The following is a 26030-nucleotide window of genomic DNA, read 5'->3' as shown; positions in this document are numbered from 1 at the left end:
TTATACTATCTAATTTTGTAAAAATCCGGATCTGCTTTTTCTTGTGGTAATAACACTTTGATTTCTTCTATGTCTAATGTCTCAACGGAAAAAGTGTGCCATTTATTAGCTTGAGGAGATCCAAAGGCTATTTCTATTGTTTTGTCGGTTGTATCAAATATGATAGAGCGTAGAGTTCCAAAAAACTCGCTATAATAGTGACAGCAAAGACCATCCGGATATGATGTTGAAAGAAGTTTTTTCATGTTGTTTTTAGAAATCCGTTTATTTGTTTCAAACAGGGAAACGATCTTTTTATTGCGTATTACAGAATTCTCAATTACCATTTTTTCATAAGGTTTTATGTCATCTAAAAGTGTATGATTTGTGGAACTGAGGTAGGTTTCATCACTGTTTTCATCTAGAATTTTGAAGGCCTTATGACCATCAACACATTGGAGCAGTGCTATTTTGTTATGGTTGTCGGCCAGCATCAAGTTAATATTATAACCGATTGGGGCATCCATTGTCCATTTAATTGCCTCATCCACATTTTTGCAGTTTTCAAGTATGCTTCGAACAACTATCCAGAAGCTGAATCCTGTTGCTCCTGCTTTTTGGCCGCCTTCGAAATTTCCTACAGGTAAACCGTTTGATGCTTTGCATACTGCAAGACCATGTTCATTCATTCCATCACATCTGCCAAATAAATTCAAGGTAGATCCAATATGCCGGTATTTACCATTGATGTCGGTGAATGCAAAACACATTTCTTCCATTTTATCATTAAAGTCATAATTCCTTGCCATAACAGTATGAACGCTTTCGGTTTTTTCAGGCAGTGCCGCCATTAAGCTGCATCCTCGTTCCAAGTATGTCATTGCATAAAAAACTACTTGCTCTTTTGAAACTCCAATTGTATCTGAAAAACCTCTGATTTCCTCATTGACACCCTGACAATAACAATCTAGTAAGTTAAAAATTTCAATAAACTTTTCATGAGGGTAGGCATTTTTAGACAGTAGTACTTTCTGCAATAAATCAGGCGTGGACAAAATCCATTTTCCTATTTGTACTCCTATTTCATAGTTTGTTCCTATTAAATTTTTTAAATGTACTTTTGTTTCTTCCATTTATGACAACCTTCCTTTCGAAAACAGTATAAATCTATTTTGTGTCCTGAACTTGATATTTTTTGCTGTTTTTTTATTTGATTCCCTTGATTTTACAGACTCTATAGCATATAATAATATTTGTAAAATTACATAAGACAGTTCGTAACCATCCTGTCTATAAATAAAACTAGGGATTTAGCTATTTTTATAGTTTATTTTGTAATCAAAGGTGGAGACTTCTCCACCTTTTTAAATTTTCATGCAAACTTATTCTTAAATAGGCTGTATATACGGGGAGGATAAAATGTATTTGCAACATTTGAAAAGATATGGACAAGTTACTAAAAGGCTGCCTAGGGAGGTAGTACTTTTAAGGGGAAGTGGATGTACCTGGGGAAATTGTTCATTTTGTGATTATCATCTTGACCAGGAAAGAGATGCCTTTAAAAATCATAAACTTAATCATGAGGTGCTTGAAAAAGTTACAGGAAAATATGGAGTGCTTCAAGTTATGAATTCAGGAAGTGCAAGTGAACTTGATACAGCTACTGTGTTTGAACTTTTAAAACTCTGCAGAGAGAAAAAAATAAAACAGCTTATTCTTGAAAGCCATGTAAAATATGAAAATGACATAGATCTTTTCAGGGAGCAGTTCAGGCCAGTTGAACTAAAGTTTATAGTTGGGGCTGAAAGCTTTGATATACAATATAGGGAAGAAATTTTGAAAAAAGGAATAGGAAAAAGAAAAGCATGGGAATTTAAAAAATTTGACTGGGTAAACCTTCTATTTGGTATAAAAGGACAAAATATGGATATGCTTCTTTGTGATTTCAGTTTGGCTGTGAAATATTTTGAAAGAGTCACCATAAATGTTTTTTGTGAAAACAGCAAGGAAATAAAGAGGGACAATAAACTTGTAGAGGAATTTTACAACAGTGAATTTTTTAATATGATTCAAGACAAGTATTATAAAAGAGTTGAAGTACTGGATGATATAGACACAAGATGTGGAGCTGACTTGGATGGAGTTGGAGGTAGCTTATGAGTAAAACTAACAAACTTGTGAAAGTATCAATTGTGGCTGCAATATACATTGTAGCTACGATAGCACTTGGGCAGTTGTCATACTGGGGTCCTATAGGACTTAGAATAAGTGAGGTACTTAATTTTTTAACATTTATAGATCCTTTTTATATCATATCGTTGACCGTAGGATGTGCTGTGGCTAATTTTTACAGTTTCAGCATAGTCGATGTATTTGTAGGAAGTTTTGCAACACTTGTTGCAACTTATGCCATGTGGAAGACCAAAAGCATGATTGTGTCTATTATATGGCCTGTACTTGGAAGTGCATTTATTGCAGAAGAACTTCATGTGCTGTATAAAGTGCCTTTTTTCTATACATTTTTTACTCAGGCGGTCGGTGAACTTATAGTTATGATTATAGGTTATTTTGTTTTCAGGCAAATATTTAAAAACAATTCATTACTGGAGAAATTTAGAATAAAATCGAGCAATCAAAAAATAGAAAGTATTAAATCAAGCAATAGTTCAAAATAGCATAATATGCAACAAAAGGAAGGATGATTGAATATAAAAATCATCCTTCTTTTTACATAAATCAGTTAAAAATTCACATATTAAAATGACTTTATAAAATGTGTTTACAAAGTTTGAACTGCGTGGTATACTATCATTGTAAATATGAAAACGATAAGATAAAAATTATGATAAGGGGGCATATTAATGAATTTTTTAGGAATAGATCTTGGAACTTCTGCAGTAAAACTTATAATAATGGATGAAACTGGTGAAATTAAAGCAACTACATCAAAAAGTTATGATATAAGCTATCCAAACCCTGGATGGGCGGAACAAAATCCTGAGGACTGGTGGAACAGTACAAAATCTGGAATAAGTGAAATAATAGATACCTGTAATATAACTCCCGAAAGTATAGGAGGAATAAGTTTCAGCGGACAAATGCATGGACTTGTTGTACTCGACAAAGACGAAAAGGTTTTAATACCAGCTATATTGTGGTGTGATCAGAGAACTCAGAGTCAATGTGACTATTTAAACAAGAAATATGGTCAGGAAAGGCTTTCAAGCTATACAGGCAATATGGCTCTGACGGGTTTTACACTGCCAAAGCTGTTGTGGGTTAAGGAAAATGAACCTGAAGTGTACTCAAAAATAGCGCACATAATGCTTCCAAAAGATTATATAAGTTTTAAGCTCACGGGAAAGTTTGCATCTGATACTTCCGATGCATCAGGCACTATAATGTTTGATGTAAAAAACAGGAAATGGTCTCAAGAAATTATAGATATGCTTAAGATAAGAAGTGATATATTGCCTTATGTATATGAATCCTATGAAGTTGTAGGAAGTGTATCTGAAAAAGCATCATCTGAAACAGGGCTTTCAACATCCACAAAGGTAATAGCAGGAGCAGGTGATCAGGCAGCAGGAGCTGTAGGTACCGGAACAGTAAGCCCGGGAGCATTGTCTGTGGCCCTTGGTACATCTGGAGTAGTTTTTGCGTCAAGTGAAAAGTTTTATGTCGATAAAAAAAACAGGCTTCATTCTTTCTGCCATGCAAATGGAAAGTGGCATCAAATGGGAGTTATGCTTTCAGCGGCATCAAGCTTGAAGTGGTGGGTTGAAAATGTAAACAGTGATATAGGCGGAGATGTATTTGAAAAGCTTCTCAATGAGGCTGAAAGTTCTCCTGTGGGAAGCAAAAAATTGATGTTTCTGCCTTATTTGATGGGTGAGAGAACTCCGTACAATGATCCTTATGCAAAGAGTGCATTTATAGGTCTGAGCATACTTCACAAGAGAAGTGACATGACAAGGTCTATTTTGGAAGGAGTATGTTTTGCATTAAGGGATTCTTTTGAAATACTTAAGAGCCTGAATGTTCAAATGAATGAAATACGAATAAGCGGAGGCGGTTCAAAAAGCAGACTGTGGAGACAGATAGTTGCAGATGTTTTTAATCTGGATGTATACGTTGTTAATTCAAAAGAAGGACCTGCTTTGGGTGCGGCAATTCTTGCGGCAGTTGGATGCGGACTTTTCAGTTCAGTTGATGAAGCATGTGCATCACTTGTAAAAACCACGGAAAAGCTTGAACCTATAAAACAAAATGTAGAAAAATACAATAAATTGTACGGTGTATATTCTTCAATGTATTTTTGCTTAAAGGATAAATTTAGGGAGATTAGTGATTTGAATTTATAGGAGATGAGAGTGATTTGGAAATTCAAAAAGAGATCTTCGGAAAGATGGCGGATGATAGATCTGTTTATCTGTTTACCATGATTAATGAAAATGGAATGTCAGCAAAAATATCAAATTTTGGAGCAACTTTGGTATCTCTTAGAGTACCTGACAGAAACAACAAGTTTGATGATGTTGTACTTGGATACGATAATCTGCAGGATTATATAGAGGGTGAATTCTTCTTTGGTGCTGTAATAGGGCGTAATGCCAATAGAATTAAAAATGCTGAAATTAAAATAGACAGTAAAAAATATAAATTAACCGAAAACGAAGGAAAAAATCAATTACACGGCGGAACAGTTGGATTTGACAAGGTACTTTGGACGCCGAGGATTTCCATAAATGATAATGGAGAACAGTGTATTGAAATGACCTATATGAGCAAAGACGGTGAAGAAGGCTATCCCGGCAATCTTGAAGTTAGGGTTCAGTATTGTATTTGCCGCAACAATGAACTTAGGATAAGCTATCATGCCATTTGTGACAAGGACACTGTAGTAAATTTGACAAATCACTCTTATTTTAATCTATCAGGGCATTCTCAAGGAGACATATTGAATCACGAAGTAATGATAAATTCTAACAAGTTTACAGCAAATGACATAGAGGGCATTCCAACTGGTGAGATAAGGGATGTAGAAAATACCCCAATGGATTTTAGAAAGAGGAGCAGAGTTTGTGAGAATATCAACAAAGACTATGATCAGTTAACATTTGCAGGTGGTTATGATAATAACTGGATACTTGAAAAAGGCGAAAAAGATTTTTTAAAAGCTGCTGAAGTTTTTGAAAATTCCTGTGGAAGGCTTATGGAAGTGTATACAACTGAACCGGGTATACAATTTTATACCGGGAACAATATAAAAAGATGCAAGGGTTGCAAGGAGAATGCCGCATATTACAAATACAGCGGACTGTGTTTTGAAACTCAACACTTTCCTGATGCACTGCATCATAAATGTTTTCCATCTACGATATTAAGGATGGGAAGACAATACAGCAGTACTACAAAATACAAATTTAAAGTTGAATAGTATGAAAACATTTACTTCAAATGTTTATATAAATTAATTAGGAGATGATATCTTGAAAGTAAAAATTAGCAATCCTTTGATTTATACTTTTGGTGCTTTGGCAGGGCTTTTGTTTGGATACGATACAGGTGTTATTTCAGGAGCAATACTATTTATTGAAAAACAAATGAACTTAAATTCATGGCAGCAGGGATGGGTTGTAAGTGCAGTGCTTCTTGGAGCTGTTTTGGGCGCTGCCATAATAGGACCGATGTCTGATAAGTATGGCCGAAAAAAACTGGTCTTATTATCCTCTATAATTTTTTTCGTAGGTGCCATTGGTTCTGCATTTTGTCAGGGATTTGCAACACTTATTTTTTCACGTATTATTTTAGGAATGGCCGTTGGTGCATCGTCGGCTCTCATACCGACATATCTTGCTGAACTGTCACCGGCAGAGAAGAGAGGTTCCATGTCAAGCCTGTTCCAGCTTATGGTAATGAGTGGAATACTTCTTGCATATATAACTAATTACAGCTTTTCAGGTATGTACACTGGATGGCGATGGATGCTCGGTTTTGCTGCTATTCCAGCTGCTATACTTTTCTTTGGAGCCATATTCTTGCCTGAGAGTCCAAGATTTCTTGTAAAGGATGGAAAAGAAGAAGATGCCAAGGATGTTTTAAAACAGATGAATAAAAATGATGATGAACTTGTAAATAGTGAACTTGATCAAATAAAGCATCAGGCCGCAATAAAAAGCGGCGGACTGAAGGAGCTTTTTGGAAAATTTGTTCATCCAGCTCTTGTTATAGGTGTGGGACTTGCAATTTTTCAGCAGGTAATGGGATGTAATACAGTGTTGTATTATGCACCTACAATATTCACAGCTGTAGGTTTTGGCGTTCAGGCGGCTTTGCTTGCACATATAGGCATTGGAATATTCAATGTTATAGTAACTGCTGTAGCTGTGGTTATTATGGACAAGATTGACCGTAAAAAGATGCTTATCTATGGTGGACTTGGAATGGGTATTTCACTTTTGATAATGAGTTTTTCAATGAAATTTTCACAGGGATCATTTACGGCATCAGTTATATGTGTTATTGCCCTCACTATTTATATAGCATTTTTCTCTGCTACCTGGGGACCTGTTATGTGGGTCATGATAGGGGAAGTTTTTCCTTTGAACATCCGTGGACTTGGAAATTCATTCAGCAGTGTAATAAACTGGGCTGCAAATATGATTGTGTCACTTACATTTCCTACATTACTCAATTTCTTTGGAACAGGGAGCCTTTTTATAGGATATGGTGTAATTTGTTTTGTGGCTATATGGTTTGTTCACTATAAAGTATTTGAAACACGTAATCGTTCACTGGAGGAAATCGAAGGAACTCTTCGCCAGCGTGCCGGGAATGTGCAATAATAAAATTAGGGGGTATAATAAGTGATTGTAAAAAAAGTTACTGATTGTGAATTTAAAAAATATGGACGAGTTTTGAAAAATTATGATTTAACGGATATTATATGTTCCATGCAGGATATTTCTATTCCAGAGGATATAATTTACGAACCATCCATTGATAAACTGGAATCTATTGAAATCTTTCATCAGCTTGAAACGAGGGAATTTGGAGGAATGCCTATACAAATTGGATATTGCAATGGAAACAATTATTGTCTGAATGCATTAGAGTATCATAGATCCTCTGAAATAAATATTGCAGTAACTGACATGATTTTGCTTGTAGGCAGTCAGCAGGATATAAAAAATGATTATTTTTACGATACATCGAATATAGAAGCCTTTCTTGTACCTGCAGGAGTTATGATAGAAATATATGCGACAACACTTCACTATGCACCCTGTAATGCAGGTGAAGGTGGTTTCAAATGTATTGTGGTACTTCCTAGGGGGACCAATATGCCTCTTTCGGAAGATGTTCAGGGAATTGGAGAAGACAGATTGTTGTTTTCAAAAAACAAATGGCTTATTGCCCATAAGGATGCAAATTTGGACGAGCAAGGGGTATTTGTTGGATTGACAGGGAAAAATATTTCAGTAAAATAATAAATTATAAAGAATTGGAGGAGAAATTTAATGATAAAGAATATACCACAAGTAAAATTAGGAATAATTGCAGTAAGTAGAGATTGTTTTCCAATGGAGTTGTCCGCAAGACGCAGAAAGGCCGTGGTTGATTCGTATAAAAAGCTTTATGGAGATATATATGAATGTCCTACTACAGTTGAAAATGAAAATGACATGGAGAAGGCTTTAAAAGAAGTAAAAGATGAAAATGTAAACGGACTGGTAGTATATCTTGGTAATTTCGGTCCTGAAACTTCAGAAGCTTTAATTGCAAAGCAATTTTGTGGACCTGTAATGTTTGCTGCGGCTGCCGAAGAAAAAGGTGACAGTTTGATTGACGGCCGTGGAGATGCATATTGTGGCATGCTGAATGCAAGCTACAATCTTGGACTTAGAAATATAAAGGCATATATACCGGAAGCTCCAGTTGGAACTGCAGAGGAAGTTGCAAAAATGATCTTTGAATTTGTGCCGGTTGCAACTGCATTGCTTGGACTTAGAAACTTGAAAATAATTTCATTTGGACCGCGTCCGCAGGACTTTCTTGCATGTAATGCTCCAATAAAACAATTATATAATCTTGGAGTGGAAATTGAAGAAAACTCAGAACTTGATTTGTATGCAGCCTTTAATGAACACAAAAATGATCCAAGAATTCCTGAGGTGGTTTCAAGCATGGAGAAGGAACTTGGAGACGGAAATAAAATGCCTGGAATCCTACCGAAACTTGCACAATATGAAATAACTCTGCTGGATTGGATGGAGCAGCACAAAGGATCGAGAAAATATGTTGCTTTTGCAAATAAATGCTGGCCTGCATTTCAAACTCAATTTGGATTTGTTCCATGTTATGTCAACAGCCGTCTAACTGCAATGGGTATACCGGTGTCATGCGAGGTTGATATTTATGGTGCATTGAGCGAATATATCGGAACCTGTATAAGCAGTGATGTCGTAACACTTTTGGACATCAACAATACTGTACCTAATGATATGTATACAGATGAGATTAAAGGAAAGTTCAATTATAAATCAGGAGATGTATTCATGGGATTTCATTGTGGAAATACGGCTGCATGTAAAATTGTAACTCCTACAATGAGAAACCAGAAGATCATGGCAAGAGCTCTTGAACCTGATAGAGAACCAAATATAACAAGAGGAACTCTTGAAGGGGATATTATACCTGGAAATATTACTTTTTTCAGACTTCAAAGCAGTGCAGATTCAAAATTAAATGCTTATGTGGCAGAAGGTGAAGTTCTTCCTGTTAAAACACGTTCTTTTGGTTCCATAGGAGTTTTTGCAATACACGAAATGGGAAGGTTCTACAGATATGTATTACTTGAAAACAGATATCCGCATCATGGAGCAGTTGCATTTGGGCATTATGGAAAAGCACTTTATAATTTGTTCAAATATTTGGATGTAGAAAAGCTTGATTTTAACAGGCCTGAGGGAATGCCTTACAACAAGGAAAACCCATTTAAATAGAGATTTAAGATATCTGTTGCACGAGATTAGTCATATTTGGCTTGCTCGTGCTTTTTTATTATTAAAATGGTCTTAAAAAGTTTTTGAAACAATGATATACTTAACTATTATATACTAATTGTACTAAAATTTAAAATTGAATGGTGGTATTTTATATGAAAAGGTTGAAGTCAGTTGATCAGGAAACAATAAGAATATTAAACCAAAAAAAAATACTTAACTTGGTGTATAGAAACGACCAGCTTACAAAACAAGATATTTCAAAAGGTCTTAGCATAAGCATACCTACGGTTATAAGTAATGTCAACGAACTGATTGACCAGGGATTTTTGGAGGAAGCAGGTGTTGCAAAATCGACAGGAGGGAGAAAACCTACAATAATCAAGTTTATTCCAGATTCCAGATATTCTTTTGGGGTATGGATAACTAAAGACAAAGTCAGAATTATTATAACAGACTTAAAATTTAATATAATATCCGAGATGAGCTTTGATACTCCAGAGGAACTTTTTGATTTTGAAAACATAATAGTAAAGGTGTCCGAATACATAAACAAAATTATTGAAAATCTTAACATCAGTCGGGACAGGATACTTGGAATAGGGTTTTCTCTTCCTGGTACGGTTGATGAAGACAAATTGATCTTAAAAAATGTCCCTAATTTTGGATTGAAGAACGTACACTTTGATGAATTTAAAAAGTATTTTGATTTCAACATATACATAGAAAATGAAGCAAATGCATCAGCTTATGCAGAAGCGTTCATTAATTTCAGTCATGTAAAAAACAGTTTGGTTTTTATATCAATTACAGAAGGTATTGGAACCGGTATTGTAAACGGAAATGACCTCTATAAGGGATTTAATAAAAGGGCTGGAGAATTTGGACATATGACTATCGTAAAAGATGGGAAAAAGTGCAATTGCGGAAAAAGAGGCTGCTGGGAGTTGTATGCCTCAAAGAAGTCTCTTGTAAGCAAATACAGAACTGCATTTAACAAACAGTGTGGGACATTGGATGATTTCATGAAGATGACGGAATACGACGAAAAGGCAAGTTCAATATTGAATGAATATATTGATTTCCTTGCGGAGGGTATTAAAAATATAATTTTGACTTTAGATCCACAGTACATAATTATAGGTGGAGAAATATTTCCTTACAAGGACAGGATAGAGGAAAAACTAATCAAATTAGTTTTTCAGGACAATAGCTTTTATGATAAAAAAGAGTGCAGTGTTACATTTTCAAAATTAAAGGAGAATGCGGCAATATTAGGGGCTGTACTGCTTCCAATGAAAGATGTGTTTTTTGTAGACAGTGATATGTTCTAAATATATTTTTTAATATTGAAATGACGTACTGTGTTGAATTGGTTTATAATATAAATTATGGAACCGTATTATTTTCAATATTTGGGAGGTCAATATTATGGTAAATATATGTGTATACAGTTATAGAACGGATGAAGCTGTTTATTTTGACAAGTTCAGTAAAAAATATAATGTAAATATTAAACTGTGCAGTGAAGAACCAAGTCTGGAAACAGTTGAGCTTGCAAAGGGGTTTGAGTGTATAAGTATTATAACTACTAAAATGGACAAAGTGCTTATGGAAAAGCTTCATGATGTTGGAGTGAAATATATTTCTACAAGGACTATAGGATATGAACATATAGATGTTGAATGTGCAAAAAGACTTGGAATGCAGGCTGGAAATGTAACTTATTCTACAGACAGTGTTGCAGATTATACTGTTATGATGATACTTATGGCGGCAAGAAAAGCAAAATCTATAATTGAAAGGGCAAGTGTACAGGACTATTCTTTAAGAGGGATTCAAGGAAAGGAAATACACAATTTGGTTCTTGGTATAATCGGTACTGGAAAGATAGGCAAGACAGTAGCTAGAGACATGAGTGGATTTGGGTGTAAAATAATTGCCTATGATATTCATCCAAATCACGAAATGGAATACTATGGAAAATACGTTGATCTTGAAACACTTTTTAGAGAAAGTGATATTATAACAATGCATGTTCCTGCAACTCGGGACAATTATCATATAATAAATAAAGAAAGCATAGAAAAAATGAAGAAAGGTGTCATAATTATAAATACAGCAAGAGGATCACTTATAAACACGTCAGACCTTATAGACGGAATAGAAAGTCTTAAGGTAGGTGCAGCTTCAATGGATGTAATAGAGGGGGAAACAGGGCTTTACTATGAGGACAAGAAGTGTGAAATCATTAAAAACAGGAATATGGCTGTCTTAAAGTCCTATCCTAATGTAATAATTACACCGCATACTGCTTTTTATACGAATCAGGCTGTTTCCGACATGGTTGAAAATTCAATACTGAGTTGTATATATTTTGCTGAAGGGAAAGACAATCCATGGAAAATTACTGATTTTGATGACTAAATGATGTCCAACTTTCCTGCAGGGCAATGCTTACAGTAATTTATAGTAGTCCATAATTAAATCTGCTCCATATTGGTTGCCGTGGGCTGCCTGCATTTTTTGCTGCATTTTACGAATGTTTTTAAGTATGATATGATCATCTAATATTGACACTGTTGTTTCCCTTAAAAGCTTGCTCGTAATTTGCTTATATTCCAACTTTTTTCCTAATTTTAAGTTTTCAATTTGTTTTGCGTTTACGGGTTGGTCCGTTATAAATGGAATTACAACCATGGGAACTCCGTAATAAAGTGCTTCTGTAACACTGTTCAATCCACCATGAGTAATGAATATATCTGCTTTTTTTAACACTTCAAGTTGTGGCACAAAGTGATAAATATGAAAGTTGTTTGGAATAACTCCTAAGCTCTTCATTTTTACCGTATTTCCGATAGACATGATTACGGTAACATTTTCATGCTCAAATGCTTTGATGCATTTCTTATAAAATACTTTTGCTTTATTTACAACCGTTCCCAAAGATATATATATAATAGGGTGTTTGGTACACTGTAACATAAACGAACTGCTTTTATTACGTTTATAGATAGAAGATCCTATAAATTTGAATTGATCCTCCGGAAAATCTTCTGCAAATGGTTGAAATTCTCTTAGAGTATATACCAGGTTAAGGTCAGGGGGATTTTGAATAATCTCTTCTAGCCAACAATCAGTTTTCAGTTTTATATCTTTGGAAACTTCTTTTGTCCATCTTTTGCATATCCATTTTGATCGAAATATACTGAAAACCCCTCCTGCGTTTATGTATCCTTTCATAAGCTTCTCATTGGAAGCAAATGAAGTGAAAATTCGCACAACTGGTTTATTGTATTTTTCTGCGAGATGTTTTCCCAAAAAGAAAAATTGTTCATATATGACTAAATCGTTATGCTCTATCAGCTTTTTGGCGGCCTCACAGGCATTTTTTATTTGTTTAGATAATTTTTTATCATTTTTATAGCTTATAAATTCTGCTCCAACAGCTAAAACTTTATCCCGCCAATTTTCTGTCAACAAATAAGTAACATGATTATTCCGCTTTTGCAATTCTTCAACAAGACCTAATGTTGGTATTACGTGTCCGGAATAAGGTAAGTTTATAAATAAAATATTCATATAGAAACCCCCCATACATTTTTTAAAACATCAGCAGGTATTTTTAACGTCCTACAAATTAACTCTATGATTATTTGAATTTGCTTTGACTGCGGAAACTTTAAAAAACTTTCTTCGTGTAATAATCCACTAATTCCTTTCAATAAATAAGGGGTAATCCAATTTATTTCAGCAGAAATATCTATATTGTATTTGCCACACAACCTACTTATCAAATCTTTTACCGCAGGCTGCAGAGAATATACTGTTAATTCATGTAATGCAGACAAGATAGACCAATGTATATTGCCATCTGATAACTTTTGATACTCTTTCATACTTTGTGAAAAACAAATTAGTATTTGTTCCAATTTGTGATAGGGTGTTTCCGATGCAGTATCCCCTGACAATATTTTATTTAGTTTTATACTTTGTTGGTTCATAAAATGCTCGAATACCTTGTCGAATAATTCCTGTTTTGAATTGAAATAGTGGTAGAACATCCCGACTTCTCCGCCAACATCGTTTAGTATCATGCGGATAGAGGTCTTCTCGTACCCGTATTTTAAAAATAATTTGGTAGAACATTCGAGTATCTCATCGCGTTTTCCACCGTGTAATATAGGTTTACGTGCCATTAGCTTTCATACTCCTTATAAACAGAATACTGTTCTGTTTATATAATATCAAAGACTGTGTCCTGTGTCAATAATTCCGAGAATATCGTTCTGCTTTGCTGCCGACAAGTTCAGATTGATAAAAAATAGTTTATAACTCCTTGACAAAGAGAAAATAATTGCTAAAATGAAATTAGCACTCAATTATATTAAGTGCTAACAAAATGATTGATAAATAACCATGCTGACTTTGTCATAGGCGTGGTTTATTGAAGTTATTATATAGGGTACTCATAATCATATATTATAAATGAAAGGAAATGATAAAATGGCTAAGAAGCAGTTCAAGGCGGAATCCAAAAGACTTTTGGATCTTATGATTAACTCGATTTATACAAACAAAGAGATATTTTTGAGGGAACTTATATCAAATGCAAGTGATGCTATTGATAAAAGTTATTATAGATCTTTAGTTGATGAGAATGTAAATTTCAACAAAGATGATTTTTACATTAGAATTTCATTGAACAAGGAAGATAGGACTCTTACAGTTGAGGACACAGGAATAGGCATGACCCAGGAGGAGCTTGAAAACAATCTTGGAACTATTGCTAAAAGTGGTTCCCTGGCATTTAAAAATGATAATGACAAAAAAGACGGCGTAGACATAATAGGTCAGTTTGGAGTTGGATTTTATTCTGCATTCATGGTATCCGATGTAGTAACTGTAAAAAGCCGTTCTATTGATTCTGATACGGCGTATAAATGGGAATCAAAGGGTGTTGAAGGTTATAGTATAGAACCTTGTGAAAAAGATTCCGTAGGCACGAAAATTATACTTAATATAAAGCAGAACACTGAAGATGAAAATTATGACCAGCTTTTGGAAGACTATAAAATAAAGGAACTTGTAAAAAAATACTCTGATTTTATAAAATATCCGATTAAGATGATAATGAAAAAAAGCAGACCTAAGAAGGATAATGAAAAGGAATATGAGGACTATTTTGAAGATGAAACTTTAAACAGCATGGTTCCTATATGGAGAAAAAACAAAAATGAACTTAAGGACGAGGATTATGACAGATTTTACATGGATAAGCACTTTGGATATGAAAAACCTCTTAAAGTTGTACATTCCAAAGTCGAGGGACTTGTAAGCTATACAACACTTCTTTTCATACCTGCAAGGGCACCATATGACTTTTACACAAAAGAGTTTGAAAAGGGACTTGAACTCTATTCAAATGGAGTCATGATAATGGAAAAGTGTTCGGATCTTCTTCCAGATTATTTCAGCTTTGTACAGGGACTTGTTGATTCTGCGGATTTGTCACTTAACATATCAAGAGAACTTCTTCAACATGACAGGCAGTTGAAGTTCATTGCAAAAAAAATAAAGGAAAAGATAAAGAATGAACTTATGCTTATGTTGAAAAATGACCGTGAAAAGTATATGGAATTCTATAAGAATTTTGGAAAACAGCTTAAATTTGGTGTATACTCCGACTTTGGAGCAAATAAGGAGGTACTTCAGGATTTACTTATGTTTTATTCCTCAACGGAGAAAAAGCTTGTAACCCTTGATGAATATGTTTCAAGAATGAAAGATGACCAGAAGTATATATATTATGCTGCAGGTGAAAGTGTAGAAAAAGTTGACAGACTTCCACAGACTGAACTTGTAAAAGATAAAGGATATGAGATACTTTATTTTACTGATGAAGTTGATGAATTTGCAATAAAGATGCTTATGAAGTATAAAGAAAAGGAATTTAAATCCGTATCAAGCAAAGATCTTGGATTTGATTCAGATGACAAGGAGAGTAAGAAGGAAACAGAAGAGAACAAAGATATGTTTGAATTCATGAAGAATGCACTTGATGGAAAGGTAAAGGAAGTAAGGGCTTCAAACAGATTGAAGACACATCCTGTATGCCTTTCAAATGAAGGCGAGCTTTCAATTGAGATGGAAAAGATACTTAAAACAATGCCAAGCAACGGTCAGGATGTAAAAGCTGAAAAGATACTGGAGATAAATACTAATCATGAAATGTTTACGGCAATTAAGAAGGCGTTTGAAGAAGACAAGGATAAACTTAAAGTATACGCAAATCTTCTTTACAACCAGGCACTTTTGATTGAAGGACTTCCTGTTGAAGATCCAGTTCAGTTTGCAAATGATGTTTGCTGCTTGATAAAATAGAAAGGTTAAAATTTCAGGTATAGTATGATCAAGATAGGTTCCCATGTTTCAATGAAAGGAAAAAATATGCTTCTAGGATCTGTAGATGAGGCGCTTTCCTATGGTGCAGATACTTTTATGATATATACGGGTGCACCTCAGAATACTTCAAGAAAGGATATTTCGGAGTTTAAGATAAAAGAAGCTTCACAAAAAATGAAGGAGAATGGAATATCTGAAATAGTAGTTCACGCGCCTTATATTATAAATCTTGGAAACAGTGTTAAAGCTTCAACTTTCAGGCTTGGTGTAGATTTCCTGAAACAGGAGATAGACAGGGCATCTTCGATATACGGTGTTAAAAACATAGTTCTTCATCCTGGGGCTCATGTAGGTGCCGGGTCGGAGAATGGAATAAAGCAGATTGTAAAGGGCCTAAATGAAGTTATTTTGAAGGATCAATCTGTGAACATAGCCCTTGAAACAATGGCAGGTAAAGGTTCTGAATGTGGCAGAAGCTTTGAAGAAATTGCAGAAATAATAGATGGAGTAGGGTATAATGAAAAACTTTCAGTATGTTTTGACACGTGTCATGTAAATGATGCAGGTTATGATATAGTGAATGATTTTGATGGAGTACTTCAAAAATTTGATAAAATTATAGGAATTGACAGACTTGCAGTCGTACACTTGAATGATAGTAAAAATGACAGAGGTTCAAGAAAAGACAGACATGAAATGATAGGTTTTGGAAAGATTGGTTTTAATGCGCTTTCGTATATTGCAAACCATGATAAATTGAGAAATGTACCAAAAATTCTTGAAACCCCGTATTTAAAGGTTGATTGTGGAGAGAAAATACCGCCCTACAGATATGAAATAGTCATGTTGAAGTGTGGAAAATTTAATGAACATATTAAAGAAGATATGTTAAGCGGCTAAATATTTATTTAGCCGCTTTAAAAAATTGAAGTACAAATTAATGATTTTTGCGAGACTGCTGAATGTTTTCATTTAGCTCGTTTAGATATTCCCAGCGGTTCATCTTTTCTTCGAGTTCTTTTTCAATGGATGTCTTCTCTTCTGTAAGCTTTTGAAGAAGAATGTAATCTGAGGAAACCTGTGATATTTCATCCTTTTTCTCAGAAAGTGCATTTTCAAGATTTTCAATTGTTTCGTCTATACTTTCAAATTCCATTTTTTCCTTGTAGGTAAATCTAGGCATATTTTGGGTACTTGAATTTACACTCTTCTTTTGTTTTTTGACTCCGCTATACTTTTGCCTGTTTTCATCCTTCAAGTTTTTTCTATAATAAGAATATGTTCCCGTATATTGGGAGAGAGTACTGTCTTTTTCAAATACAAACAACTTATTTGTAACTTTGTCTAGAAAATACCTGTCGTGGGAGACAGTTATAACAGGACCTCTGAAGTCTTCAATATAATCTTCAAGTATTTCAAGAGTCTCAATATCAAGATCATTTGTTGGTTCATCAAGCAGGAGTACATTTGGATATTCCATAAGCACCTTGAGAAGATATAATCTTCTTTTTTCTCCACCGGAGAGTTTGGAGAGAGGTGCCCACTGGAGTTCAGGATCAAATAAAAACTTTTCAAGCATTACGGAAGCACTTATTTTATCTCCAGAAGCATTTACTATGTAGTGAGATTTGCCGGATATATATTCAAGAACTCTATCCTGAGGGTTCATATCCACAATGTTTTGAGAATAATAACCTATCTTTACAGTGTTACCTACATCTATACTGCCACAATCAGGCTGGATTTTACCGCTTATCATATTCATAAGAGTGGATTTACCGCATCCATTTGAACCTATGATCCCGATTCTATCATCTTTAAGTATATTATATGAGAAATTTTTTATTATCAGGTTGTCACCAAAGTGTTTTCCTATGTTGTTCATGTTTATAATTTTTTTACCGAGACGTGCACTTTCTATACTTATGTCAATGTTTGATTTATGTAATGGGGCATCCTCATTTTTCATAATTTCGAATCGTTCTATTCTTGCTTTTTGTTTTGTACTTCTTGCCTTTGCGCCTCTTTTTATCCATTCAAGTTCTTTTTTCATAAGCTTTTTTCGTTTTTGTTCTCTTGAATTTTCATTTTCAATGCGTTCCACTTTTTTTTCAAGAAAATATGTATAATTTCCTGTGAAGCTGTACAGATTTCCATTATCAAGTTCAAGTATTTTGTTAGTAATTCTATCAAGAAAAAATCTGTCGTGGGTTACCATAACAACAGTATTGGCATTAGATTTTAAAAATTCTTCCAGCCACTCGATGGCTTCATCATCAAGATGATTTGTAGGTTCATCAAGCATTAAAAGATTTGATGGATTTATAAGGGTAGATGAAAGGGCAAGACGTTTTTTTTGACCACCGGACATGTTTATTATCTTTTGATCAAGATTGTTTATGCCAAGCTTTGACAGTACTGTTTTGGCAAGGCTCTCTGCTTTCCAGGCGTCCTGTGCATCCATTTGAGAATTTAGGTCAATAAATTGTTTTTGAAGTTTTTCATTTTTGGGATCACTTTTTAAAAATTCAGCTGTAGTCTCATATTTTCTAAGAAGATTCATTAAAGGGGACTCACCTTCAAATATATATTTGATGGCAGTTGTATCAGAATTATTGTCGAATTCAAATTTTTGAGGAAGATACCCTATGGAGGTGGTGTTCGACTTTATAACTTCACCGCTGTCAGGAGCATCCAGTCCTGAAATTATTTTTAAAAGTGTGGATTTACCTGTTCCGTTTGTGCCGACTATTCCTATTTTATCTCCGGTATTTATACCTAAAGATATATTTTTCAAAATTGGTTTCTCGCTATAGCTTTTATTTATATTTTCTGCTGTTAATAGATTCATTATTATTACACATCCTTCTGTACTTTCCAAACCTAGTATATCATAAGCAAACAAGACGCAGAAGTAACGAATAAAATTTTAAAAAATAACTTGATTTATATTTAAAGCAGTGATATCATATTTCTGTAACTTAAATGAACCGTAAATAATTTAAACACAGATATATATTTCAATTAGTACTTAGTAAATAGTATGTTAAATTCGAAATTTTATTGGTGTATTATTACAGAGAGTTTAAGAAAAATAAGATTTCGGAGGTATTGATCAAATGACAGGTACAGTAAAATGGTTTAATGCAGAAAAAGGATTTGGATTTATTACAGGAGAAGATGGAAAAGATGTTTTCGCACATTTTTCACAAATAAACGTTGACGGCTACAAAACATTGGAAGAGGGACAGAAAGTTTCTTACGATGTAGTTCAGGGACAAAAAGGACCTCAGGCAGAAAACATCAACATCGTTGGCTAATTTACGGATGACAAAAAAAGTCTTCAGATAGCTTGTTTATCTGAAGGCTTTTTTGAAGTCCTGTTAAATTTATGGGCCGGGTATCATGGGCATCCTGGGTTTTGTGTTGAAAAACATTCTAAAAAGTTTTCTATGTATATTCATTACATCATGACCAAAAAAATCAGATATGTGGAATGCACTTAAAAGTATTAGGATACCACAAGCTATTATTATGAAATTCAATATTTTGTTTATTTTATTTGTATGTTCTACAGTTATTTTTTTGCTGAGACTGCTGGCTGTAAATACAATAGCAATCCACCATAGCAGGCTTCCTATAAATACTCCTATGACAAGAAGTATTTTGCTGTTTGGACCATTTTCAACATGAGCAAATCTAAGTCCTGTAAATACTGCTATAAATGAAAATATTGTAGCAGGATTTGCAAGAGCCAGTAAAAAAGTTGAGGTAAAAGCCTTGAAAAGAGGATTTTGATTTGGAAAAGAAGATTCAATAGACATGTCTCTCTTTCGAAGACTTTTTTTGCCGCTTTCTTTAAAGTAAATGTAAATTCCAAAGAAAATGAGAATCATCCCTCCGGCTGTTTTAAAAATAAATCCATGTACTACTATGAATTTTTGTACTATAAAAATACTTAATACAGCAATTACAGCGTATATGCTGTCTGCAAAAGAAGAACCAAGCCCTGATACAAGTCCACAGTTTTTGCCGAAATTCAAAGTGTTTTTTAGGCATAGTGCACCTATAGGTCCTACAGGCATTCCGGTAATCAGCCCTATAGCTATGCCCCTGAGTAAGCTTGTAAACATAAAAGTATCACTCTCAATATAATATGATTTTAAATTAACTGTTCATATTATATTATTTTATCCTTAATTGAATATATATTCAATATAAAATTGTGTAAAATTAAAGGAAATGGTGGAGATAAAGATAATAAATAAAAAATGAAGACATGGAATTCATATGAAAAATGCCTTTTTTACCAAAGTTCCATTCAAGAAATGGAAAAGGAGGTAAAAAGGCTAGCGAGAAAGCTTTTTGTTGTTTTTATGTGATTTTGTAATGAGCTCGTCTATTCCGAAAGATTCACATAAACATTCTTTTATAACTTCAGGAGTTATAATCATTAAATTTTTATTATTGAGTTTCTTCAAACTATCACTTCCTTTCAATGCATATATTATACAACTAAGGGGTAGATGTGTCAATTCAATATTGAAAGAAAATAAAAGTTTTAAAGACTGTACTTTTAAAAAACATATTATATTAAATTTTCTGATATAATAGCTTAAAGGTATATAATTTAACAATTTGAAACAATATTCAAGTACATATGGGTCTAAACGACTAATATAATTTGCATTTATAATTATATCGTTTGATTTATTTAACTGAAAATTTATTTAATTTATAAACGGGAAATTTACTTGGAATTTAAGGAAAAAAGTATAAGAATATTTTAAAATGTGTTAGAATTGAACTGACTAATTGTTTGGGGGGATTAATATGAGATCTATAAATAATGTAGTGGCAATAGGCCTTGGGGCAATAGGATGCGCTTATAACAGTAAAATTTACGATTGGGACCCTGGCATGATTAAGATGATAGCTGGAGGGGAAAGAGCTGAGAGGTATAGGAAAGATGGATTTATAATAAACGGAAAACATTATGATTTTACATATACAGATCCTGCAAAAAAGGGTGAAGAGGCAGATCTTGTAATTATATCCGTTAAATCAAATCAACTGGAACGGGCAGTTGAAGATATTAAAAATTATGTCGGCGATGATACTATTATAATGTCTCTAATGAATGGAATTACAAGCGAAAAAATTATAGGCGACAGATATGGAATGAATAAAATGCTTTATTCCATGTGTATCGCCATAGATGGTAGCCGTTATAAAAACAAGATAACTTTTTCAAAGCCTGGGACTATAGCCTTTGGAGAAGCATATAATGAAGGTTATTCAAAAAAAGTGGCGGCAGTAAAGGAGCTTTTCGATAAAGTTGGAATTCAGTACAAAATACCGGAGAATATGATAAAAACTATGTGGTATAAGTTTATGATAAATGTGGGAATAAACCAGTCTTCGGCGGTTTTGGGTGGAACTTATGGATTGTTCCAGAAAAATAATTATGCAAGAGAAATAATGGATTCGGCCATGATGGAAGTAGTAAAATTGTCAAAAAAGGCTGGGGCGGACCTATCTGAAAAAGACATTGAAAAGTGGCATGAAGTACTCCAAACAATGCCTGAAAATAGTGGAACATCCATGTTTCAGGATATAAAATACAAAAGGGAAACCGAAGTTGATATGTTTGCAGGTACTGTATGCAGGCTTGGAAAAAAATATGGAATGGATACTCCAGTAAATAATATGCTTTTTAATATAATAAAAGTAATTCAAAAAAGTTAGGGGTTTGTTTGAATAACTATGAAATTAAATAATATTTGTGGTAATACATTTTATATTGATACAGGAATAGCAGATGTACCATTTTATAAAATAGACAATGAAAATATAATAATGCTTGATTCGGGACTTGCAGGTGCTGGCACTAAAATAATAGATGATATTTTGGAAGAAAACAATCTTCGAGTTCGGGCTATAATATGCACTCATGCACATATAGATCATGTCGGCAACAATTCCCATCTGGCGGATAAGTACGGCTGCAGAATTGCTATGCCTTACTATGAGGCCTTTACATGCAGTTCGGCAGTTGCACTGAAAGTTTATTACGGAGCTTTAACTTTGACGGATGTAGAACGACATTTTGAAAACATGATATGCAGAACCGACGTAATGATTCATCCGGGACAAAAGTCTGTAGAGCTGTGTGGAATAAAATTCGGCATTTTAGATACACCGGGGCACAGTCCGGGACATATATGCATAATAACTCCAGACAATGTTGCATACCTTGGAGATGCTCTTATAAGCCGTGAAGTTATGAAAAGTGCAAAAATGCCATATGCATATATGCTTAAGCAGGATCTTGAAAGCAAAGAAAGACTGCATGAACTTAAATGCAGCAAATATATAATAGCACACAAGGGAATATATGAAGATATTGTGAAACTTATAGACAGTAACATAGATTTTTATAAAAAAAGGGCTGATAAAATACTGGAAAGCATAAGTCATGATATGAAGTTTGACGATATATTTCAGTCTGTTGTAAAGAATTTTGAAATACCTGTGAAAAATATATACAAATACAATGTTATAGAAAGAATGCTTAGATCGTATCTGGAATATCTGGAAGAGATAGGCATGATATGCAAGTATGTTTCTAATGGAGTACTTAAATATTCAAGAGTTTTAAGATGAGCTTTTTATTATAGAATTTTTTCTTGAATTTTATAACATAATACTACTGAGATTATATTGATTTGAGGTGGTATTAAGTGGAAAACAAGAAAAGAGGGCTGTCTGCGGCAGAACTTACAATGATGGCCCTCGGTACTATAATAGGTGGATCTTTTTTTATAGGCTCTTCTATAGCAATTAAAGCAGTTGGGCCTTCGATTATATTCTCATATGTGCTTGGCGCTGTTCTGGTTTATTTTATACTTTCAGCACTGTCGCGCATGACGGAAGAAAAATCATCGAATGGATCATTTATGACATTTGCATCAATGGCCTTTGGCAATGGAACCGGATTTGTTGTAGGCTGGGCTTACTGGACGGGAATGATTCTTGCTATGTCAAGTGAGGCGGCGGCTCTCTCAATTTTGTTCAAGGGATGGTTTCCAAATACTTCAACGGCGATTTTTGGAAGTGTTGTTATAGCTGGAATTACCCTTGTAAATCTTATTGGAGTTAAAAAAATAGGAAAGCTTGAAAGCAGTCTTGTTGCATTTAAATTGCTTGCTATAATATCATTCATTTTAATTGGACTTTCTTTAATATTTGGATTTTCAAAGTCGAGAACGGCTGTAGGTACAAGTATAATCGGAAGCGAGTATGTTTTTTCCGGTGGATTAAAGAAAATTGCAGGAAGCATGCTTACAGTTATGTTTGCATATGCTGGATTTGAAATAATAGGACTTGCAGCTTCAGATACGGAGAACTCCAAAATTGTGGTAAAAAAAGCATCCTTGTATACCGTATCAAGTCTTGCAGCATTTTATGTGCTTTCTGTTGCAGTTATTCTTCTTTTAATTCCATCATCCGATTTGACTGAAAATATAAGTCCTATGGCCGCGTCACTTGATAAATGGGGAATAACGTGGGCTGGAAATATGATAAATATTGTTATGTTCATTGCTATACTTTCTACAATGCTTGCGGCAATGTTTGGACTTGGACGTATGATAAGATCACTTTCAGACTCAGGGTGTGCACCAAGGCTATTAAAAGACACAAAAAGTGTACCTTTCAGAGGAATTGTATTTTCAGGATTCGCTATGCTTTTGGGACTGATGTTTGGACTCATGTTTCCCAGAGTATACATTTTTCTTGTAAGTTCAGGTGGATTTCTCCTGCTATTTACATATATTATGATAGTTGCCTCCGAGTTGCGGATTTGCAGTAATACAAGGAAATTTCAATATTGTTTCTGGTTTACAATGATAAGTCTTGCAGGAATTATTCTAAGTATGCCTTTTATACAAGGACAGCTTTCGGGTTTGATAGCCGGCACAGGTATAATAGTTGCCTATTCGATTTTTTATATTTTACTGAGGCTTTATGAAAGACTTAGGATATTGAAAAAAAATGGCGTAAAAATAGATAAGCTTGGATTTTTTACTGAATTTTCAAGAGAACTTATTCATGAGAATAGAAAGAATACAAATAATAAATAAATACTCTAAACCACATATAGACTCAATGTGGTTTAGAGTATTGTTTATTGTACAAGTTTTGAGTGCCAATTTGAAGCTGGACCCAAATTGTATATATTGTAAAACCCGAATCTTTTTAGTATATAACATGCTTCAAGGGATCGCAGGCCGCTCTCGCAGTATATGACAATTGTGATTTTCCTGTCTGGATTTAATTTCTCAAGTATTTCCTCGAATTCTTCTATTGGAACATTTATACTTTCAGGGATGTGACCTTCCTCAAATTCTTCACAAGTTCGCACATCCATGATGATCATTGAAATATGAGAGTCAAGTAATTCTTTTAAAAAAGATTCTGAGATTTTTGTGCAGGGAAGTTTAAAGGATAAGTTTGAATTATCCATTGGTAATTACCTCCAGATATATTTAGAATCTTCTAATGATGTCATATTTACATATTATGATATATGCGGTATATAAGTTAACAAAATTTGATTGTGATATATGGTTGAAATATTGGTGTATAATCATATATACTTTAGAGCAGGAGGTGCATTTATGCTAGAATTGAAGAATGTTTGCAAAACGTTCAAGAAAGTAAAGGCTGTGGAAAATATATCTTTTAATGTTCAGGAAGGGGAAATAGTAGGACTTTTAGGAGAAAATGGAGCAGGAAAAACGACTACCTTGAGAATGATCTCAACTATGCTAAAACCGAGTAGTGGAAGTATAAAAGTAAATGATTATGATGTGTCTGAAAATCCGTCTAAGGTTAGAAGTCAGATAGGGATATTATTTGGAGGAGAAGTAGGAATTTACGACAGATTGTCGGCAAGAGAAAATATAGAATATTTTGGCAAGCTTTATGGTATGGACAGTGAAGAAATAAATAAAAGAATAGAGGAGCTTGAATCGGAATTTGGGATGGAAGGGTACATGGATAGAAGAACAGGAAAATTTTCAAGAGGTATGAAACAAAAAGTATCCATAGCCAGGTCAATAGTACACTCTCCTCAGGTAATGTTATTTGATGAACCAAGTACAGGTCTTGATGTATCTGCTGCAAGAATAATACATGAGTTTATTTTAAGGTGCAGGCAGAATGGTAAAACCATATTATTGTCTTCACATTCCATGAATGAAGTGGAAAAATTATGTGACAGGATTGTTATAATTCATAAGGGAAAACTTGTAGAGCAGGGAAGCGTCAATGAAATTAAGAACAAATATGGAATGAATAATCTAGAAGAAATATTTATTTCTTTAATAGGAGGAAACAGAAATTGAATAGTTTTTGGGTGATTTTAAAGAAAGAACTTGTGGATATATTCAGAGACAGAAAAACGTTGATATTTACAATACTACTTCCAATTATAATGTATCCTGTAATGTTCAAGATAATAGATTCTACTATGAAAAATACAGTGGATTCAGTAAAGGAAAGTGTTACAGTTGCCTATAAGGGAAGTCATGATTCGTCGGTTTACAATATACTGAAAAGTATGAAAAACATAAAGATAGAAAGTCCGGAAAATGCAGATGAGAGACTGAAAAAAGGAAAGATATCTCTTATAATAGAGGTTCCTAAAAATTTCGATGCAAATGTAGAAAAACAGAAAAATACGAAAATAAATATTATATATGATGAAGATTCCAACAGGTCATATGGGGCATCTTCCATGGTGAAGGAAATATTTGATAAATACAGCAAGTCAATTGTAGATCAAAGGCTGGAAGCTAAAGGAATGAGCAGCAAAATACTTGTGCCATTTGACATAAATGAGACAAACCTCAAGAAAAAGGATGATGGCTCGTTTGCATCTTCAATACTTGGAATGTTGCCGACATTGCTTGTAATTTTTATGATAAGTCCGACGATTGGAATGGCTGCGGATTTGGTTGCAGGAGAAAAAGAGAGAGATACGTTTGAAGCTCTTTTATCGACTTCTGTAAGTCGGATGTCTATATTTTGGGGAAAGCTTGTTTCAATTTCAGTTGTAGCGATTATAACTCTTGCTGTAACTCTTGCCTCAATGATAGGATCCATGGTTTATATGTTTTCAAATGGAGGGAGTATTTCGATTCCGATGGGTGCTTTTCTCATAATAGGTATAGTGTCTATATTTGTGCTTGTATCGGTAAGTTCAATTGAAATATCCATAAGCATATTTTCACGATCAATGAAAGAAGCCAATACATATCTCGGAGGATTCTTAGTTCCAGTTATGATACTTACATACATACCATTTATGATGGATCCAAAGAACATAGGCATTGTATTTTTCAACATACCTGTTGTAAATGCCATTTCAGTTATGAAAGAAGCTATAGCAGGGGTTTTCAGCCCTTTGCATATAATGATTGTAATACTTTGGCACATTGTCTACGTCGTTATTACAATACTTTTTGCAAAATATATGTTTTCAAGAGAAGAGGTTGTATTCCGATCATAGATTTGCACGGTAATGCAAAATATAAAATATTATAATTATGTAGAAATAATTATAGGAGAATT

General features: G+C 34.0%; 24 protein-coding genes. 17 read left to right on the top strand and 7 right to left on the bottom strand.

The annotated features are described in order from the left end of the window. Positions 1-5 precede the first annotated feature (5 nt). Complete coding sequence (locus AC4CVH_RS03580) at positions 6-1112, bottom strand: C45 family autoproteolytic acyltransferase/hydrolase (RefSeq protein ID WP_490786365.1); 1107 nt, start codon at positions 1110-1112, stop codon at positions 6-8. A gap of 286 nt (positions 1113-1398) precedes the next feature. On the opposite strand from AC4CVH_RS03580, the gene AC4CVH_RS03575 reads away from it, so the two are divergent. The 9 genes from AC4CVH_RS03575 to AC4CVH_RS03535 all read left to right on the top strand — a co-directional run bounded on the left by AC4CVH_RS03575 (position 1399) and on the right by AC4CVH_RS03535 (position 11414). Beyond that, positions 1399-2139: a hypothetical protein gene (locus AC4CVH_RS03575; RefSeq protein ID WP_490786364.1), complete on the top strand. Its 741-nt coding sequence runs from the start codon at positions 1399-1401 to the stop codon at positions 2137-2139. Continuing rightward, complete coding sequence (locus AC4CVH_RS03570) at positions 2136-2654, top strand: QueT transporter family protein (protein WP_490786363.1); 519 nt, start codon at positions 2136-2138, stop codon at positions 2652-2654. The genes AC4CVH_RS03575 and AC4CVH_RS03570 overlap by 4 nt, the downstream gene beginning before the upstream one ends. A gap of 186 nt (positions 2655-2840) precedes the next feature. Continuing rightward, positions 2841-4343, top strand: a complete 1503-nt coding sequence (gene xylB / locus AC4CVH_RS03565) for a xylulokinase (RefSeq protein ID WP_490786362.1) — start codon at positions 2841-2843, stop codon at positions 4341-4343. A gap of 14 nt (positions 4344-4357) precedes the next feature. Continuing rightward, the gene (locus tag AC4CVH_RS03560; RefSeq protein WP_490786361.1) at positions 4358-5419 is read left to right on the top strand and encodes an aldose epimerase family protein; all 1062 of its coding nucleotides are present in this window, start codon (positions 4358-4360) and stop codon (positions 5417-5419) included. Positions 5420-5471: 52 nt separating this feature from the next. Continuing rightward, positions 5472-6827 (top strand): sugar porter family MFS transporter, encoded by a 1356-nt coding sequence (locus AC4CVH_RS03555; protein WP_490786360.1) that lies wholly within the window; start codon positions 5472-5474, stop codon positions 6825-6827. A 21-nt stretch (positions 6828-6848) separates the two neighbouring features. Beyond that, positions 6849-7472 carry a DUF4867 family protein gene (locus AC4CVH_RS03550; RefSeq protein ID WP_490786359.1) on the top strand — a complete coding sequence of 208 codons (624 nt, stop codon included), beginning with the start codon at positions 6849-6851 and terminating at the stop codon, positions 7470-7472. Between the two features lie 33 nt (positions 7473-7505). Continuing rightward, a complete protein-coding gene (locus tag AC4CVH_RS03545) occupies positions 7506-8987 on the top strand; it encodes an L-fucose/L-arabinose isomerase family protein (RefSeq protein WP_490786667.1) in 1482 nt (493 codons plus the stop codon). Between the two features lie 155 nt (positions 8988-9142). Beyond that, positions 9143-10321, top strand: a complete 1179-nt coding sequence (locus AC4CVH_RS03540; protein WP_490786358.1) for an ROK family transcriptional regulator — start codon at positions 9143-9145, stop codon at positions 10319-10321. 97 nt (positions 10322-10418) lie between these two features. Beyond that, entirely contained in the window at positions 10419-11414 is a 996-nt protein-coding gene (locus tag AC4CVH_RS03535; RefSeq protein ID WP_490786357.1) for a D-isomer specific 2-hydroxyacid dehydrogenase family protein, read from the top strand. A 30-nt stretch (positions 11415-11444) separates the two neighbouring features. Here the strand turns inward: AC4CVH_RS03535 and AC4CVH_RS03530 are convergent, their stop codons facing one another. Then, on the bottom strand, positions 11445-12569 hold the full coding sequence (locus AC4CVH_RS03530) for a macrolide family glycosyltransferase (protein ID WP_490786356.1): 1125 nt from the start codon (positions 12567-12569) through the stop codon (positions 11445-11447). Next, entirely contained in the window at positions 12566-13186 is a 621-nt protein-coding gene (locus AC4CVH_RS03525; RefSeq protein ID WP_490786355.1) for a TetR/AcrR family transcriptional regulator, read from the bottom strand. The genes AC4CVH_RS03530 and AC4CVH_RS03525 overlap by 4 nt, the downstream gene beginning before the upstream one ends. Positions 13187-13493: 307 nt before the next feature. Here AC4CVH_RS03525 and htpG point away from each other — a divergent pair, with 307 nt between their 5' ends. Then, positions 13494-15371 (top strand): molecular chaperone HtpG, encoded by a 1878-nt coding sequence (htpG, locus tag AC4CVH_RS03520; RefSeq protein WP_490786354.1) that lies wholly within the window; start codon positions 13494-13496, stop codon positions 15369-15371. Between the two features lie 24 nt (positions 15372-15395). Continuing rightward, positions 15396-16292 (top strand): deoxyribonuclease IV, encoded by an 897-nt coding sequence (locus AC4CVH_RS03515; RefSeq protein WP_490786353.1) that lies wholly within the window; start codon positions 15396-15398, stop codon positions 16290-16292. A 37-nt stretch (positions 16293-16329) separates the two neighbouring features. On the opposite strand, the gene AC4CVH_RS03510 is transcribed toward AC4CVH_RS03515, so the two are convergent. After that, a complete protein-coding gene (locus AC4CVH_RS03510; protein ID WP_490786352.1) occupies positions 16330-18243 on the bottom strand; it encodes an ABC-F family ATP-binding cassette domain-containing protein in 1914 nt (637 codons plus the stop codon). Positions 18244-18511: 268 nt separating this feature from the next. Here AC4CVH_RS03510 and AC4CVH_RS03505 point away from each other — a divergent pair, with 268 nt between their 5' ends. Then, positions 18512-18712: a cold-shock protein gene (locus AC4CVH_RS03505; RefSeq protein ID WP_490786351.1), complete on the top strand. Its 201-nt coding sequence runs from the start codon at positions 18512-18514 to the stop codon at positions 18710-18712. Between the two features lie 69 nt (positions 18713-18781). Here AC4CVH_RS03505 and AC4CVH_RS03500 read toward each other — a convergent pair whose 3' ends face one another. Next, positions 18782-19525, bottom strand: coding sequence for a LysE family translocator (locus AC4CVH_RS03500; protein WP_490786350.1), 744 nt, complete (start codon positions 19523-19525; stop codon positions 18782-18784). Between the two features lie 216 nt (positions 19526-19741). After that, positions 19742-19873, bottom strand: a complete 132-nt coding sequence (locus AC4CVH_RS03495; RefSeq protein ID WP_490786349.1) for a hypothetical protein — start codon at positions 19871-19873, stop codon at positions 19742-19744. 352 nt (positions 19874-20225) lie between these two features. Here AC4CVH_RS03495 and AC4CVH_RS03490 point away from each other — a divergent pair, with 352 nt between their 5' ends. The 3 genes from AC4CVH_RS03490 to AC4CVH_RS03480 all read left to right on the top strand — a co-directional run bounded on the left by AC4CVH_RS03490 (position 20226) and on the right by AC4CVH_RS03480 (position 23536). Beyond that, positions 20226-21140 carry a ketopantoate reductase family protein gene (locus AC4CVH_RS03490; protein WP_490786348.1) on the top strand — a complete coding sequence of 305 codons (915 nt, stop codon included), beginning with the start codon at positions 20226-20228 and terminating at the stop codon, positions 21138-21140. Positions 21141-21158: 18 nt separating this feature from the next. Continuing rightward, on the top strand, positions 21159-22058 hold the full coding sequence (locus tag AC4CVH_RS03485) for an MBL fold metallo-hydrolase (RefSeq protein WP_490786347.1): 900 nt from the start codon (positions 21159-21161) through the stop codon (positions 22056-22058). Positions 22059-22135: 77 nt separating this feature from the next. After that, complete coding sequence (locus tag AC4CVH_RS03480; RefSeq protein ID WP_490786346.1) at positions 22136-23536, top strand: amino acid permease; 1401 nt, start codon at positions 22136-22138, stop codon at positions 23534-23536. A gap of 44 nt (positions 23537-23580) precedes the next feature. Here the strand turns inward: AC4CVH_RS03480 and AC4CVH_RS03475 are convergent, their stop codons facing one another. Continuing rightward, entirely contained in the window at positions 23581-23919 is a 339-nt protein-coding gene (locus tag AC4CVH_RS03475; protein WP_490786345.1) for a rhodanese-like domain-containing protein, read from the bottom strand. Positions 23920-24073: 154 nt separating this feature from the next. Here AC4CVH_RS03475 and AC4CVH_RS03470 point away from each other — a divergent pair, with 154 nt between their 5' ends. Together AC4CVH_RS03470 and AC4CVH_RS03465 are read left to right on the top strand one after the other, a co-directional pair. After that, entirely contained in the window at positions 24074-24802 is a 729-nt protein-coding gene (locus AC4CVH_RS03470; RefSeq protein ID WP_490786344.1) for an ABC transporter ATP-binding protein, read from the top strand. Further along, entirely contained in the window at positions 24799-25968 is a 1170-nt protein-coding gene (locus AC4CVH_RS03465; protein WP_490786343.1) for an ABC transporter permease, read from the top strand. Before AC4CVH_RS03470 ends, AC4CVH_RS03465 begins: the two co-directional genes overlap by 4 nt. The last annotated feature ends 62 nt before the right edge of the window (positions 25969-26030 follow it).

This window comes from Clostridium pabulibutyricum (genome assembly GCF_058242705.1).
This window is presented reverse-complemented; position numbering and strand designations above follow the sequence as displayed.

Bases quoted from the DNA above. Each gene is read 5' to 3' on its own strand.
- AC4CVH_RS03485 (WP_490786347.1), top strand. From the start codon at position 21,159: ATGAAATTAAATAATATTTGTGGTAATACATTTTATATTGATACAGGA.
- AC4CVH_RS03510 (WP_490786352.1), bottom strand. From the start codon at position 18,243: ATGAATCTATTAACAGCAGAAAATATAAATAAAAGCTATAGCGAGAAA.
- AC4CVH_RS03505 (WP_490786351.1), top strand. From the start codon at position 18,512: ATGACAGGTACAGTAAAATGGTTTAATGCAGAAAAAGGATTTGGATTT.
- AC4CVH_RS03470 (WP_490786344.1), top strand. From the start codon at position 24,074: ATGCTAGAATTGAAGAATGTTTGCAAAACGTTCAAGAAAGTAAAGGCT.
- AC4CVH_RS03475 (WP_490786345.1), bottom strand. From the start codon at position 23,919: ATGGATAATTCAAACTTATCCTTTAAACTTCCCTGCACAAAAATCTCA.
- AC4CVH_RS03540 (WP_490786358.1), top strand. From the start codon at position 9,143: ATGAAAAGGTTGAAGTCAGTTGATCAGGAAACAATAAGAATATTAAAC.
- AC4CVH_RS03515 (WP_490786353.1), top strand. From the start codon at position 15,396: ATGATCAAGATAGGTTCCCATGTTTCAATGAAAGGAAAAAATATGCTT.
- htpG (WP_490786354.1), top strand. From the start codon at position 13,494: ATGGCTAAGAAGCAGTTCAAGGCGGAATCCAAAAGACTTTTGGATCTT.
- AC4CVH_RS03575 (WP_490786364.1), top strand. From the start codon at position 1,399: ATGTATTTGCAACATTTGAAAAGATATGGACAAGTTACTAAAAGGCTG.
- AC4CVH_RS03580 (WP_490786365.1), bottom strand. From the start codon at position 1,112: ATGGAAGAAACAAAAGTACATTTAAAAAATTTAATAGGAACAAACTAT.
- xylB (WP_490786362.1), top strand. From the start codon at position 2,841: ATGAATTTTTTAGGAATAGATCTTGGAACTTCTGCAGTAAAACTTATA.
- AC4CVH_RS03535 (WP_490786357.1), top strand. From the start codon at position 10,419: ATGGTAAATATATGTGTATACAGTTATAGAACGGATGAAGCTGTTTAT.
- AC4CVH_RS03570 (WP_490786363.1), top strand. From the start codon at position 2,136: ATGAGTAAAACTAACAAACTTGTGAAAGTATCAATTGTGGCTGCAATA.
- AC4CVH_RS03500 (WP_490786350.1), bottom strand. From the start codon at position 19,525: ATGTTTACAAGCTTACTCAGGGGCATAGCTATAGGGCTGATTACCGGA.
- AC4CVH_RS03490 (WP_490786348.1), top strand. From the start codon at position 20,226: ATGAGATCTATAAATAATGTAGTGGCAATAGGCCTTGGGGCAATAGGA.
- AC4CVH_RS03530 (WP_490786356.1), bottom strand. From the start codon at position 12,569: ATGAATATTTTATTTATAAACTTACCTTATTCCGGACACGTAATACCA.
- AC4CVH_RS03525 (WP_490786355.1), bottom strand. From the start codon at position 13,186: ATGGCACGTAAACCTATATTACACGGTGGAAAACGCGATGAGATACTC.